At 60.3% G+C, this 13,159-nt stretch carries 11 protein-coding genes; 5 read left to right on the top strand and 6 right to left on the bottom strand.

Features of this window, described 5'->3' with window-relative positions; all coding sequences use genetic code 11:
• Positions 1–16: 16 nt before the first annotated feature.
• Positions 17–961: a sugar kinase gene (locus HCG46_RS24340; protein ID WP_168687685.1), complete on the top strand. Its 945-nt coding sequence runs from the start codon at positions 17–19 to the stop codon at positions 959–961.
• Positions 962–980: 19 nt separating this feature from the next.
• Here HCG46_RS24340 and HCG46_RS24335 read toward each other — a convergent pair whose 3' ends face one another.
• The 6 genes from HCG46_RS24335 to HCG46_RS24310 form a co-directional block, all read right to left on the bottom strand.
• Positions 981–1,961 carry a sugar-binding transcriptional regulator gene (locus tag HCG46_RS24335; RefSeq protein ID WP_168687684.1) on the bottom strand — a complete coding sequence of 327 codons (981 nt, stop codon included), beginning with the start codon at positions 1,959–1,961 and terminating at the stop codon, positions 981–983.
• A gap of 169 nt (positions 1,962–2,130) precedes the next feature.
• The gene (locus HCG46_RS24330) at positions 2,131–2,988 is read right to left on the bottom strand and encodes a DeoR/GlpR family DNA-binding transcription regulator (RefSeq protein ID WP_168687683.1); all 858 of its coding nucleotides are present in this window, start codon (positions 2,986–2,988) and stop codon (positions 2,131–2,133) included.
• Positions 2,989–3,089: 101 nt separating this feature from the next.
• Positions 3,090–4,037 (bottom strand): D-ribose ABC transporter substrate-binding protein, encoded by a 948-nt coding sequence (locus tag HCG46_RS24325; protein ID WP_023001437.1) that lies wholly within the window; start codon positions 4,035–4,037, stop codon positions 3,090–3,092.
• A 98-nt stretch (positions 4,038–4,135) separates the two neighbouring features.
• Positions 4,136–5,185: an ABC transporter permease gene (locus HCG46_RS24320; RefSeq protein WP_023001436.1), complete on the bottom strand. Its 1,050-nt coding sequence runs from the start codon at positions 5,183–5,185 to the stop codon at positions 4,136–4,138.
• Between the two features lie 13 nt (positions 5,186–5,198).
• On the bottom strand, positions 5,199–6,740 hold the full coding sequence (locus HCG46_RS24315; RefSeq protein ID WP_077294273.1) for a sugar ABC transporter ATP-binding protein: 1,542 nt from the start codon (positions 6,738–6,740) through the stop codon (positions 5,199–5,201).
• Positions 6,737–7,411 carry a DUF2291 domain-containing protein gene (locus HCG46_RS24310; RefSeq protein ID WP_286185509.1) on the bottom strand — a complete coding sequence of 225 codons (675 nt, stop codon included), beginning with the start codon at positions 7,409–7,411 and terminating at the stop codon, positions 6,737–6,739. The genes HCG46_RS24315 and HCG46_RS24310 overlap by 4 nt, the downstream gene beginning before the upstream one ends.
• A 543-nt stretch (positions 7,412–7,954) precedes the next feature.
• On the opposite strand from HCG46_RS24310, the gene HCG46_RS24305 reads away from it, so the two are divergent.
• From HCG46_RS24305 to HCG46_RS24290, 4 genes are all read left to right on the top strand, one after another.
• Complete coding sequence (locus tag HCG46_RS24305) at positions 7,955–9,556, top strand: FGGY-family carbohydrate kinase (RefSeq protein WP_168687682.1); 1,602 nt, start codon at positions 7,955–7,957, stop codon at positions 9,554–9,556.
• A gap of 1 nt (position 9,557) precedes the next feature.
• Positions 9,558–11,075 carry a glycerol-3-phosphate dehydrogenase gene (locus HCG46_RS24300; protein WP_168687681.1) on the top strand — a complete coding sequence of 506 codons (1,518 nt, stop codon included), beginning with the start codon at positions 9,558–9,560 and terminating at the stop codon, positions 11,073–11,075.
• A gap of 45 nt (positions 11,076–11,120) precedes the next feature.
• Positions 11,121–12,053 carry a TIM barrel protein gene (locus HCG46_RS24295; protein WP_168687680.1) on the top strand — a complete coding sequence of 311 codons (933 nt, stop codon included), beginning with the start codon at positions 11,121–11,123 and terminating at the stop codon, positions 12,051–12,053.
• Between the two features lie 146 nt (positions 12,054–12,199).
• Entirely contained in the window at positions 12,200–13,135 is a 936-nt protein-coding gene (locus tag HCG46_RS24290) for a sugar-binding transcriptional regulator (RefSeq protein WP_031269512.1), read from the top strand.
• Positions 13,136–13,159: the final 24 nt, after the last annotated feature.

Here is a 13,159-nt window from a genome sequence, read left to right as displayed (position 1 = left end):
TTTCCCGGGAGGAAAAATGAGCCACGATGCTGCTGTCATAGGCCTTTACATTCTTGACGTTCTCGGTCGACCGGTCGATGCGATCCCCGAGGGCGGCAACGTCGAGTTCATCGACGAAATTCGGTTGACCGTTGCCGGTACCGCGGGCGGTACGGTGATCGATCTGGCGAAACTCGGACTGAACTGTCTGGCCGTCGGAGCCGTCGGCGACGATGAAAAGGCCGACTTCGTGCTGTCAACGCTCGGCAGGTTCAAGGTCGACACCAGCCTGATGCAGCGGCTCGAGGGCGTACCGACGTCGGCAACCATCCTGAACGTTCGCCGCAACGGCGACCGTCCGGCCCTGCACCAGCGCGGCGCGTCCGATCATTTCGATGTCCCAGCAGACATGCTTGATGCCGTGCTGGCGCCGTCAATCATTCACCTGGGTGGAACCGGACTGCTGGCCAAACTGGACGGTGAGCCGAGCGCGAGACTTCTGGCGGAAGCCAAGAAACGTGGCCGCACGGTCACCTTCGATCTGCTGGGAGCCAACGAAAACACAATCGACCTGCTCCTGCCGCTGCTTCCGCATGTCGATTATTTCATGCCGTCGATCGAAGAAGCCCGTCTGATTTCCGGTGCAGGCGACATCCAGGAAGCAGGACGTTTTTTCCTGGATCGCGGCGTCAAGCAGTGTGTCTTCACGCTCGGCGGTGACGGCGTCTGCTTCATGGATCACAAGGGCGAGTTTGTCCGCCAGCCAGCGTTCGAAATTTCCGTTGTGGATACGACCGGCTGCGGCGACGCCTTCGATGCCGGGTTCATCACGGCCCTTCACCACAAGATGGACCTGAAGACTGCGCTGAACTTTGCGCAAGCCTCGGCGGCGCTTGTGGCGACGGGGCTCGGGTCTGACGCGGGCATCAAGAGCTTCGAGGACACCGTCAACTTCATGAATTCGGCAAAGGTTCTTGCCTGACCGACAGAACGCGCGGGCCTCAGCCCTTGAGGAGGGCCCGCGCCGTTTCCAGGTCGGTGACAAAATGGGTTGCATAGCCACCCTTCAGCGTTGCGCGGATTGCCTCGAGCTTTGACAATCCGCCTGCTACGCAAAGCCGGCGTGGAATGGCGCGCAGCTCATCGAGTTCGATCCCCATCATGCGCTTGTCGAATTCCCGCGTGATCTGATTGCCCTCCTCATCGAGGAACCGGCAGATCAGAACGGCTTTCGCGCCGTCTTCGCCGTAGGCGTCGATTTCCTCGTCCGTCGCGATGTCGGCAAAGCGGATGGTGCTTTCCGGCCCAAGGCCGCCGAGCCCGAAAACGATCGTACGGGCTTGCCGGATCATGTCGAACTGGCGTTCGAGGGCAGGTTCACGTCGCAGCGCCTGGCATAGGTCTGCGCTGGACAGAACTGCGGGTGCATTCAGGTTCATGCTGATCGCACCAAGCTTACGGGCCATGATTGCGGTGCAGAGTTCGGCGGAAAAGTCGCGCTTGCTGGTAGCGGCTCCTGTCACCTGAACCACCGTGACCCCGTCGACGTCGCTCATGGGTTTCAACGCGTCGGCAACCGCAAGAACAGTCTTGCCCCAGGAAACACAGAGGATCTCACCGGGGTCGATCATCCGCTCCAGCTGGCGCGCACCGGCTGCACCAAGGGTCAATAGCCGTGTCTGGGCATCCGCGCCGGGTTGATGCTGCACCACCAGCGTTTCGCTGAGGCCAAAGCGTTCGCATATCTCCCGTGAGAGATCGGAACGTGCCATGACGCCCGCATCCATGGCGATGCGAACGACACCCCGCTCTCGTGCTTCCTGAAGATAGTTCACGATGGTCGCGCGCGAGACACCGATGATGCCGGCAATGTCGCTCTGGTTGAGCGATTCTTCGTAATAGAGCCAGGCTGCCCAGACGACGACATCGTCAAACTCCGCAGGTACGCGGCGATTGACCTCTCGAGACGTTTCCATTGTCATGACCGCTCCCCCCTTTGTTGCCGATCTGAATTGCACGATTTCGGCCGATAGTCCAATCCGCCGATTAGTGAATCTGACTTTTGGCAACATTAAGTAACATTTGTCATTTTGTTGCAACAAAAGACGACAATGTTACGAATGTCTGGAGACAAGAATTGTCGAGAGGATCTCAGGCAAGCCGGACGTGGATTTTTCTGGACAGCATTCGGTCGACAAGCAGCGGGGGAACGGCGGAATTCACGACAACCGCGTCGTAGTCACGAAGATCGTTGCCACCGTAAAAGGCTTTCTTGTCGAACATCCCATGGCTGGCAACCAGTATGATCCGCTTGGCCTTTTCCTGCATCGCATTCCGAACGGCCAGGTCTTCTTCTGTCTCGTAGAAGGTCTTTTCCTCGAAGATCGCATCCGCAGAGACAATCGCCGCATCCGCATCGATGTCGTTGATTTCGCGGATCGTTTGCGGACCGTGGAAACAGCCAGACCAGGATTTGAACGTCCCGCCGAGCCCGATGAGAGAAATATCGGGAAGCTCGCGGAAATCGTTCATCAGATCGAGGGAGTTGGTCACGATTGTGAGCGGCACCTTGCTGGCGAGGTGCCTGGCTGCGTGCCTCAGGATCGGGGAACCTGCGAGAAAAACGGTCTGGCCGGGCTGGATCAGATCCGCAGCGGCCGCTGCGATCGCCTGATAGTCGCCGGCGTCAGTTGCCGCGGTATCAGCCGGTTCAGCTAAACCAGCAGCACTGGTTCTGGAGGTGATCACACCGCGGGACTTCGAGACAAGCCCGTCCTCGACCAGCGTGTCGATATCGCGGTGGACCGTCATCAGGCTGATGCCGAAGCGTTTCGAAATCTCGTCGATGCGCGCACTCTGGCGGCTGTTGACGTAGTCGGCGATCAAACGCCTGCGCGCAATCTGGCGCGCCTGTCGGCTGTCGGTGGGAAGGTGGGGCCGGTTTCCGGGGGAACTGGTGTTGTCCGATGCCACGCTGTGTCGCTTCTGCTGCTGCTCGATCAGCTTCACTTAACGTCAAAGTCCGAATTTGGCAAAGTGGCAGCGTTGCGGTCCGGTTGCCCGGAAAAAAGCGGAGGCACCTTGCGATGCCTCCGTCAGGTGGGGAGGTATTATTGGGTCAGGGTGAAGGCTGCCGTGACCTTGTCGACGTTGTCGGCCGTGATCAGCACGCAATCGAAGAGCTGCTTTTCGCTTTCCGCGCCGGTGGAACCGGTCTTGATGTACTTGTCGGCCTGGCGGATTGCTTCAGCGGAGAAGACTGCAACCGGCTGCAGCACGGTGTACTGAAGTTCGCCAGCACGGATGGCAGCAACAGCGTCCGGCGAACCGTCAAAGCCACCGACCTTCACCTGGTCAAGCTTGCCGGCTTCCTTCAAGGCGGCGATGGCGCCGAGAGCCATTTCATCGTTGCCGGAAATGACGCCGATGATGTCCGGATTGGCCTGAAGCATGGACTGCATCTTCTGATAGCCCTGGGTACGGTCCCAGTTGGCGACTTCCTGTGCTGCCTTTTCCAGATCCGGGTACTGGGTCAGCACGGTTTCGAAACCGTTGGAACGGGTCGCTGCGTTGTTGTCGGACGGCGCACCGAAAAGCTCGACGTATTTGCCCTCTTCACCAACGGCTTCCACCCACTGCTGCGCACCGATTGCAGCCCCTTGGGCGTTGTTGGAAACGAGCTGTGCCTGGGCAAGGCCTTCCTGGTTGATTTCAGCGTTGATGAGGAACACCGGAATGCCGGCGGCCACGGCCTTCTTCACCGCGCCGACAGAACCGTCTGCATTGGCCGGGTCGAGAATGATTGCCTTGGACTGGTTGGTGATCGCGGTGTCGATCAGGGTGCTTTCGGTGTTGGTGTCACCTTTATGGGCGCTGACCTGTGCTTCGTAACCGAGCTCTTCCGCAGTAGCCTTTGCCACATGGCCTTCGGTGTACCAGTAGGGGTTGGCCGGATCGTTGACGATGATCGAGATCAGGCCGTCGGCAAGAGCCGGGCTTGCAATCATCGGCAGGACGGCGGCAGCAGCAAGCAGGGTCCGTCTGGTAAATTTCAACATCGAGTATTCCTCCCTTAGCGTGAATGGGGGTCGCCAATTGGCGGGTATTCCCGCTCCCTAAGTCCTCCGGGAGCGGCGAAATCTGTTCGAGGCAGTGGCTATTTCTTCCGCGCGCTGCCGTATTGGATGGAGTTCATCAGGACGGCGAGCACGATCACGGCACCGGTGAAGACGGTCTGCCAGTAGGACGAGACGCCGATGATCACGAGGCCGTCGGACAGGAAGCCGATGACGAAGGCACCCAGCATGGTGCCTCGGACGGTGCCTCGGCCACCGGTCAGGGCTGCACCGCCGATCACCACAGCAGCAATTGCGGTCAGCTCGTAGGTCGTTCCCGCGGTCGGGCCAGCGGATGTCAGCTGGGACGAGAGAACAAGACCTGCGATGGCCGCAAGAATGCCGGAGAGCGTATAGACCGACACCTGCACCTTCTTGACGGGGACGCCGGAAAGATCGGCCGCGTGGGCATTGCCGCCGGAAGCGTAGAGCCAGCGACCGAAGGCGGAACGGCTGAGCATCAGGCCGGCAACGATCGCAAGTGCCGCCAGCACCAGAACACTGATCGGTACGCCGAACAGACGGTTGAAACCAAGCCAGTCGAAACCGGTGTTTCCAAGCGAAGGATCGCCTGACAGGTTGTTGTAGGTGAGACCGTTGGTCATCAACAGGGCGATGCCGCGGGCGACATACATGACGCCGAGCGTTGCCACGAAAGCCGGAACGCGGAACCAGGCGATCAGGATCCCGTTGACCGCGCCAACCAGCGCCCCGACGACACAAGTAATGACGACCACCGCCCAGACCGGCGGATAGACGATGACGCCGAAGGCATCCAGAACGATGCCCTGCATCTGGAAGCCGGCAATGACACCGGACAGGGCCAGAATGGAGCCGACCGAAAGGTCGATGCCGCCGTTCAGGATCACCAGCAGCATGCCGATGGCCAGAATGCCGTAGATCGCCACATGCGAGGACATGATCAGGAAGTTCCCGACCGTGAAATAATGCGGCGACAGGAACGAGAAAACGGCAATGATCGCGATTAGGGCGAAGAAAGCGCGGCCTTCGAGAAGGAGCCGTCCTATATTGTGCTCGCGGGACTGGCGGTTCTTGGCGACCGGTTGCGTGTTGGCGCTCGTAACGCTCATGATCTGATCTCCGTCAGGCGACCACGGCTTCGCCGGAGGCGGCCATGATCTTTTCCTTGCTGATGGTTGAATCGAATTCCGCCGAGATCCGGCCCCGGTGCATGACGATGATGCGGTGGGCGATGGACAGGCATTCGCCGACTTCCGAGGTCGAGTAGATGACGGCCAAACCTTCGCGGGCACGTTCGGCCAAGAGCCGGAACACTTCCGCCTTGGCGCCGATATCGATGCCGCGGCTTGGCTCGTCGAGCATGATCACCTTCGGCTCGGTGGCCAGGATCTTGCCGATCACGACCTTCTGCTGGTTGCCGCCAGACAGCGAGCCAATCGCCGCGTCCGGTCCGGAGGTCTTGACGGTGACCTTGCGGATGCTGGTTTCGATGAGATCGGATTCCAGCTTTCTGGACGTGAAGATGCCGCGCGTGAAATCCATGATGGAGGCAAGCGACAGGTTCTGGCCGACCGTCATTGTCTGGACGAGGCCGTCCTTCTGCCGATCCTCGGGAACAAGCGCGAGACCGTTGGCAATTCTCTGGCCGATAGAGAGGGGCGAGACATTGCCGCCGTTCAGGAGGATGTCTCCCGTCTCCTGCTTCAACCGCCCGGCGACGGTTTCCAGAAGTTCGGTGCGTCCGGCGCCCATCAATCCGTAGATGCAGACGATCTCGCCGGCTTTCACGTCAAGCGACAGGTCGTCGACCACGTTGTAATCCGCGCCTGACGGGTCGGCGACGGTCAGATTGCGAATGGAAAGGGCGGTTTCGCCAAATTCGTAACCGGTCGGTGGTGAGCCGAGATCATAGTTCTCGCCCACCATGTTGCGGACGATCCATTCCAGGTCGATGTCGCTGCGTGGTGCATAGGCGGTCATCACGCCGTCCCGCAGGACAACCGCGTGATCGGTGATCTGGAGCGCTTCTTCCAGGTGATGGGAAATATAGACGATGGAAACGCCGCGGCTTGTCAGATCGCGAATGACCTTGAACAGCACTTCCACTTCCGAGGCAGAAAGGGCAGAGGTTGGCTCGTCCATGATGAGGATGCGACTGTCATATGAAAGCGCACGGGCAATTTCGACGATTTGCTGCTGGCCGAGGCGCAGATCCTCAACCGGCGTCAGCGGGTCGATCTCCTCTTCCAGCTCCACCATCAGCGCTCGCGTCTGGCGTTCTTCCTCCGCGAAGTCGACCCCCATCGGTCCGCGAATTTCACGGCCCATGAAGATGTTGTCCCGCACGGAAAGGTTCGGCGCCAGGCTCAGCTCCTGGTGGATGATGGAGATGCCTCTGTCCCGGGCTTCGGTGGCCGAGGCAAAGGTGATCGGTGCGCCATCCAGGATGATTTCACCCGTCGTCGGCGTCGTGATGCCGGACAGGATGCGCATCAAGGTCGATTTGCCGGCGCCGTTTTCACCGAAAAGGGTGGTGACCTGGCCACGATGAATGTCGAAGTTGACACCCTTCAGAGCCTGGATCGCACCGTAGGACTTGGCGACATTACGCGCGGCGAGCACGACTTCGTCTTCAACTGCGGCAACGGGATGGATCGCGTTCATCGAACGGTGACCTCCGTCGGTGTTACCAGCCAGTTCTTGGGATTGATCAGGCGGAACGCGCCGGTGACCTGAATGGTCTTGCCGGTGAGGGCGCTCGTGTCGAGGCCTTCAAGCACCACCTGCTTCATTGCCCGGTTGATGGCGGAAGCGGCGTTCTGATACTCGATCTGGTTCTTGAAATCGCCGAAGGTGATATCCCCCGGGACATCGCGAAGATCCGTGCCGTTGATGGCAGGACCCGTCTGGACGCGAACCCGGATTTCCGACGGCACACCGTCGATCGTGACGTTGTAAAGTCCCGACTTTCCTTCGCCGACGACACCTTCGAACTTCACCGGAATGATCGAGCCGGTAGACGAAGCCGTGCCGTAGGTTTCGGCCAGCTTCGTTTTGTCGGAAAGCGCCAGGGCTCCGATCTCGCTAGCTTCGACGGCCTTCTGCGCAACGAAGTCGCGAATACGCGGGAAAGTGTCCACGCCATAGACGTCAGGTGAAAAAGCCTGTTGCCGAATGTCGCTCTCGGAGCCGACACGCACGACCTTGGTGTCCAGGACTATGGCGCCGGCCACTACAGCGGCGATCGCGACCGCGATCCACTTTCCATAGCTGGGCTTCACGAATGAGGCGCCGCCGACTGCTGTTTCGACCTTGGCCATATCTTCCTCCGGCATGCAATTCTCGTTCGGCCGCGACAAGGCTTGCGGCCGGCATGTTCTTCTCGTGTCAGGAGCTGGATGTGTCGGGCGCCCGTTAATCGCGCCCGTTCAGCACGTTCTTAGCGGCTATGCGCAACTGGATGCGCAAATGCCCGGTGCCGCGTGCGGCATTGATCCGCGATGCGCTTCCGGGTGACCGTCATTTCTAACGTGAAAACCATTGTTCTCCTCCCAGTCCGCGCTTGCGCGGCTTTTTCGTTTGAGGGTCCCGTTCCTGCGAACGTTGCTCCCGCCCTCGCACCGGGAGAAATGCCTACTGCATGCCTCCCAATGACAATCACCCTAGATGAAATAAATTACTTTGTCAGTAAAAAAATACATGCATATGAGATAATAGTGTTATATATAGACTGCAGAAGCTTCGTCCCGAACGGCGCATGCAGGGCTGTGCAAACAGTCAGGATCTGCGAGAGTCCGGTCAGTTGAAGCTTTCTGGGAGGAATGAAATGCAAGCCGAAATAGCGGCTCTTGAGCATGGCTTGGGCGGTGGACGCCATCATGCATAAGGGCGACATTCTTATCGGAATCGACTCCGGCACGTCCGTGGTGAAAGCGGTGGCGTTCGACCTTTCAGGCACCCAGATTGCGGTGGCTTCGGTCACGAATGCCTATGACACTGGCGCCGGAGGTGCCGCGACCCAGTGCATGAGCCGAACCTGGCAGGACTGTGTCACAGCCCTGAAACAGCTTGGTAATCTGGTCGAAGGCCTGAGCGGGCGCACTGTCGCGATCGGCGTGACCGCGCAGGGAGACGGAACCTGGCTGGTGGGGCGGGACAATGTGCCGGTCGGTGATGCCTGGCTTTGGCTTGATGCCCGTGCCGCACCTACTGTCAGCCGGCTGGAAGGAAATGCGCTGAACCGGGCCCGGTTCGAGGCAACGGGAACAGGGCTGAATACCTGTCAGCAAGGCGCCCAGCTTGCGCATATGGACCGGTTTGATCCAGCAAGCCTGGACCGCGCGGAAGTCGCGCTTCATTGCAAGGACTGGCTCTACCTGAACCTCACGGGCGTCCGGGCAACGGACCCGTCCGAGGCAAGTTTCACCTTCGGCAACTTCCGGACCCGGCAATATAATGATGTGGCTATCGAAGCGCTCGGCCTCAGGCACCGGCGGCATCTGCTGCCGGAGATCGTCGAGGGAACGGAAACAACCCACGGCTTGAGCGATGCGGCCGCGCAGGCGACAGGCCTTCGGGTGGGGACACCGGTTTCGCTCGGCTACGTCGACATGGTGATGACGGCACTTGGCGCCGGTGTCTACACGGGCGAAGCGGATGCCGCCTGTTCGACGATTGGCTCCACCGGTGTGCACATGCATGCCAAGCAAGCCGAAGAAGTGCACCTCAATGCTGAAGGCACAGGTTATGTGATTGCGTTGCCGGTGCCGGGCATCGTCACCCAGGTGCAGACCAACATGGCGGCCACGCTCAATCTCGACTGGGTTCTCAACATTGCCGCGGACGTGATGCGCGGCATGGGACAGGATGTCTCTCACCGTGATCTGGTGTCCCACATCGAGGGCTGGCTTGCCGCCGGCAAGCCGGGCGCCATCCTCTATCACCCCTACATCTCTGAAGCCGGCGAACGTGGCCCCTTCGTCAATGCCAACGCCCGCGCCGGATTTACTGGGCTTTCCGCCGCAAATGGCTACGCGGATCTGGTGCGTGCAGTGGCGGAAGGTCTCGGTATGGCCGCCCGTGATTGCTACGCCGCAATGGGAGCACTTCCATCCGAACTTCGATTGACCGGAGGCGCGGCACGCTCCCCGGCACTGCGCCAGATACTGGCAGCTGCGGTAAACGCACCGGTTCGCGTCTCGGCGCGGGACGAGGCCGGAGCGGCGGGTGCCGCAATGATGGCGGCGGTTGCCACGGGCGTTTATCCGGACATGCGCAGCTGCATCAGCGAGTGGGTCACGCCCTTGCTTGGACAGGCGGAAGCACCCGATCCCGGCCTGGTCCGGTCCTACGAGACTATTTTCCCGGTCTTTGCAGGTCTTCGCAGGGATCTTGCAGGCACATGGGACCTGCTCGCGAAACTGCGCACCGAAAGCCGCGACGAGACGGAACCTGCCAGCAGTGTCACCACAGGAGCATGAAATGACGAGCGAAACGCAGACGATCGATCTTTTGGTGATTGGTGGCGGCATCAATGGCGCCGGCATTGCGCGCGACGCTGCCGGCCGGGGATTGTCCGTCTGGCTCTGCGAAAAGGACGACCTTGCGCAAGGAACGTCATCCCGGTCGGGCAAGCTGGTTCACGGTGGTCTGCGGTATCTGGAATATTATGAATTCCGACTGGTGCGCGAAGCCCTGATCGAGCGGGAAGTGCTCATGAATTCCGCCAGCCATATCATCTGGCCCATGCGCTTCGTGCTGCCACATAGCCCGGCAGACCGCCCGGCCTGGCTCGTGCGTCTAGGCTTGTTTCTCTATGATCACCTGGGAGGCCGCAAGAAGCTGCCGGGTACCCGGACGCTCGATCTGCACAGGGATCCGGAAGGTGCGCCGATCCTCGACAGTTACAAACGCGGTTTCGAATATTCCGACTGCTGGGTCGACGATGCCCGCCTTGTTGTCATCAATGCATTGGATGCCTTCGAGAAAGGGGCCCGGGTTCTCACGCGTACGGCTGTTGCCAGCGCGCGCCGCGACAACGGAGCCTGGCTGGCAACATTGCGCAACAGCGAAACCGGCGAAACGTCAACAGTTCGAGCCAGATGCATCGTCAATGCGGCAGGTCCCTGGGTGTCCGATGTCATCTTGAACGTAGCCGGATCGAATTCCAGCCGGAACGTGCGGCTGGTCAAGGGAAGCCATATCGTTGTGCCGAAGTTCTGGCAGGGGCAACAGGCCTATCTGGTTCAGAACGACGACAAACGGGTGATCTTCATAAACCCCTATGAGGGCGACAAGGCCCTGATCGGAACCACGGATATCGCTTATGAAGGCCGCGCCGAGGACGTGCAGGCCGAAGAATTCGAGATCGAATATCTGATCAAGGCCGTGAACAGGTACTTCAAGGCAAAGCTGCGCCGGTCGGATGTCCTGACCTCCTTCTCGGGTGTGCGTCCATTGTTCGACGACGGCAAGGGCAATCCGTCCGCGGTGACGCGCGACTATGTGTTCGATCTCGACATGACGGACAATGTCCCGCTTCTGAATGTCTTTGGCGGCAAGATCACGACTTTCCGCGAGCTGGCCGAGCGGGCGATGCATAAGCTTGACCGGATCTTCCCGCAGATGGGCGGCGACTGGACGGAAACCGCCACGTTGCCTGGCGGCGAAATTCCGAATGCGGATTTCGAAAGCTTTTCGGAAACGATGCGGGAGGCTTATCCGTGGATGCCGCGCGCCCTTTTGAAACACTACGGGCGCTGCTACGGGGCAAGAACCAGCCGGATAGTCGGCTCGGCCACCGCACTGGACGGGCTTGGGAGGCACTTCGGCGCGCAACTCTATGAGGCCGAGGTGCGCCATCTCGTCAACGAGGAATGGGCGCAGACCGCCGATGACATCCTGACCCGGCGAACCAAACACGGCTTGCACCTGAGTGCGGATGAAAAAGCGGCCTTTTCAAGCTGGTTCAACGCCGAATACGCCGCACGTGCCGCCTGATATCCGGCTCGGACGCCTGCCATTTCCCCGACGACTGGACACTTCATGCCCCTGACGCTTTCGCTCAACACAAACCCGCTGGTCAATCGCTACGCGGATCCCGCGGATCTGATCGAGACGGTCGCTCACGACCTGAAGATCCGCGACCTGCAGTTGACGCACGAGTTCATCAACCCCAGCTGGCCGGCGCCCCTTATCCGGCGGTTGACGCGCGAAATGTCGGCGTCACTTGCCAGGACAGGTGTGCGGGTGACCAGCGGTATGACGGGCCCCTACGGCCGTCTCAATCATTTCGGTCATCCAGATGCCGATGTGCGGCGTTATTATGTAGACTGGTTCAAGACCTTCGCCGACATCATCGGCGATTTCGGAGGCGTTTCCGTCGGCACCCAGTTCGCGATTTTCACCTACAAGGATTACGACGATCCGGTCCGGCGGGACGACCTGATCAGGATCGCCATCGATTGCTGGGCGGAGGTTGCCGAACACGCGAAGGGGGCGGGTCTGGAATATGTTTTCTGGGAGCCGATGAGCATTGGCCGGGAATTCGGTGAGACCATAGCGACCTGCCTTGCGCTTCAGGAGCGAATTTCGGCCACGCCGATGGCCGTTCCGATGTGGATGATGGCCGATATCGACCACGGTGACGTGACCAGCTCAAATCCGGACGATTTCAACCCCTTTGCCTGGGCCGAAGCCGTTCCACGGGTATCGCCGATCATTCACATCAAGCAGAGCCTTCTGGACAAGAGCGGCCATCGGCCCTTTACAGCGGAATTCAACGCCCGTGGCCAGATCCATCCGGAGCCGCTCCTGGAAGCTTTGGCGAAAGGCGGCGCCGAGGACAATGAGATCTGCCTGGAACTCAGCTTCAAGGAGCGCGAGCCAAATGACCGGCAGGTCATTCCGCAGATCGCCGAGAGTGTTGCCTTCTGGGCACCTCATATCGATACGGGCCAGCAGGATCTCAACATCTAGCTGATCGCGTCTTCGGCTATTTGCCAACGGGCTTGCGGTAGCAAGGCCCCGATATCTAAGCTATTGAAATCAGGTGACCGTCGCGGTTCGGCTGGCGGCGGCAAGCGGCATTGCGAAATATTGGGAAGGTACGCAAGGTGAGGGATATCGACCCGGAGGAATCGCTCGCGACGCGGGCTGCCTGGCTGCATTACGCCGGTGGACTGACACAGGCGGCCGTGGCAAAGCGGCTCGGGGTTGCCTCGGTCAAGGCGCACCGGCTGATCGCAAAGGCGGCTGCCGAAGGGGTGGTGAAGGTCTCCATTGATGGTGCGATCATCGAATGCGTCGAGTTGGAGGACAGCCTCTGCGACCGTTTTGGCCTCGAATTCTGTGATGTCGCACCGGATCTGGGCGAGCCCGGCATGCCGCTGCGGGCTCTGGGCCAGGCCGGTGCGGATTTCATCCGCCGGGAAATCGAGCGCAAGGAGCACAAGGTCATTGGCCTTGGCCATGGCCGGACGCTTTCCAACGCTGTTCGTCTTATGAGCCGCATGGATGCAGGCGGTGTCCAGTTCGTTTCCCTGCTCGGCGGATTGACCCGCAACTTTTCCGCCAATCCATACGACGTCATGCATCGCCTGGCCGAAAAGACGGCGGCGAGCGCCTTTGTCATGCCGGTGCCCTTCTTTGCCAATTCGTCGGAAGACCGGGAGGTGCTGCTCGCGCAGCGCGGGGTTCAGGACGTGTTCGACATGGCGAACGCAGCCGATATCAAGCTCGTCGGGATTGGCACCGTCGAGCCGCAGGCGCAGCTGGTCTCGTCCGGCATGATCGAACTCAGTGAGATCCAGGAAATCAAGGCCGGTGGCGGCGTCGGTGAAATGCTCGGCCACTTCTTCGATGCCAGTGGACGGACACTCGAAACGACCCTGACCGCCCGCACGCTTGCGGCCACGCTGGACGAACGGGCCGACAGTCAGATCATCGCGATTGCAGGTGGCCCTGAAAAGATCGAGGCCATTCGCGCCATCTTGCGCAGCGGACGCCTGCGTGGCCTCATCACCGACGAGACCACGGCGCATGCCCTGACCGGAGAGTGACCGGTCAGGATGCGCAGACGGCTT

The organism is Labrenzia sp. PO1 (genome assembly GCF_012273635.1).
In the GTDB taxonomy this organism is placed as follows: Bacteria; Pseudomonadota; Alphaproteobacteria; order Rhizobiales; family Stappiaceae; genus Roseibium; species Roseibium algicola.
This window is presented reverse-complemented; position numbering and strand designations above follow the sequence as displayed.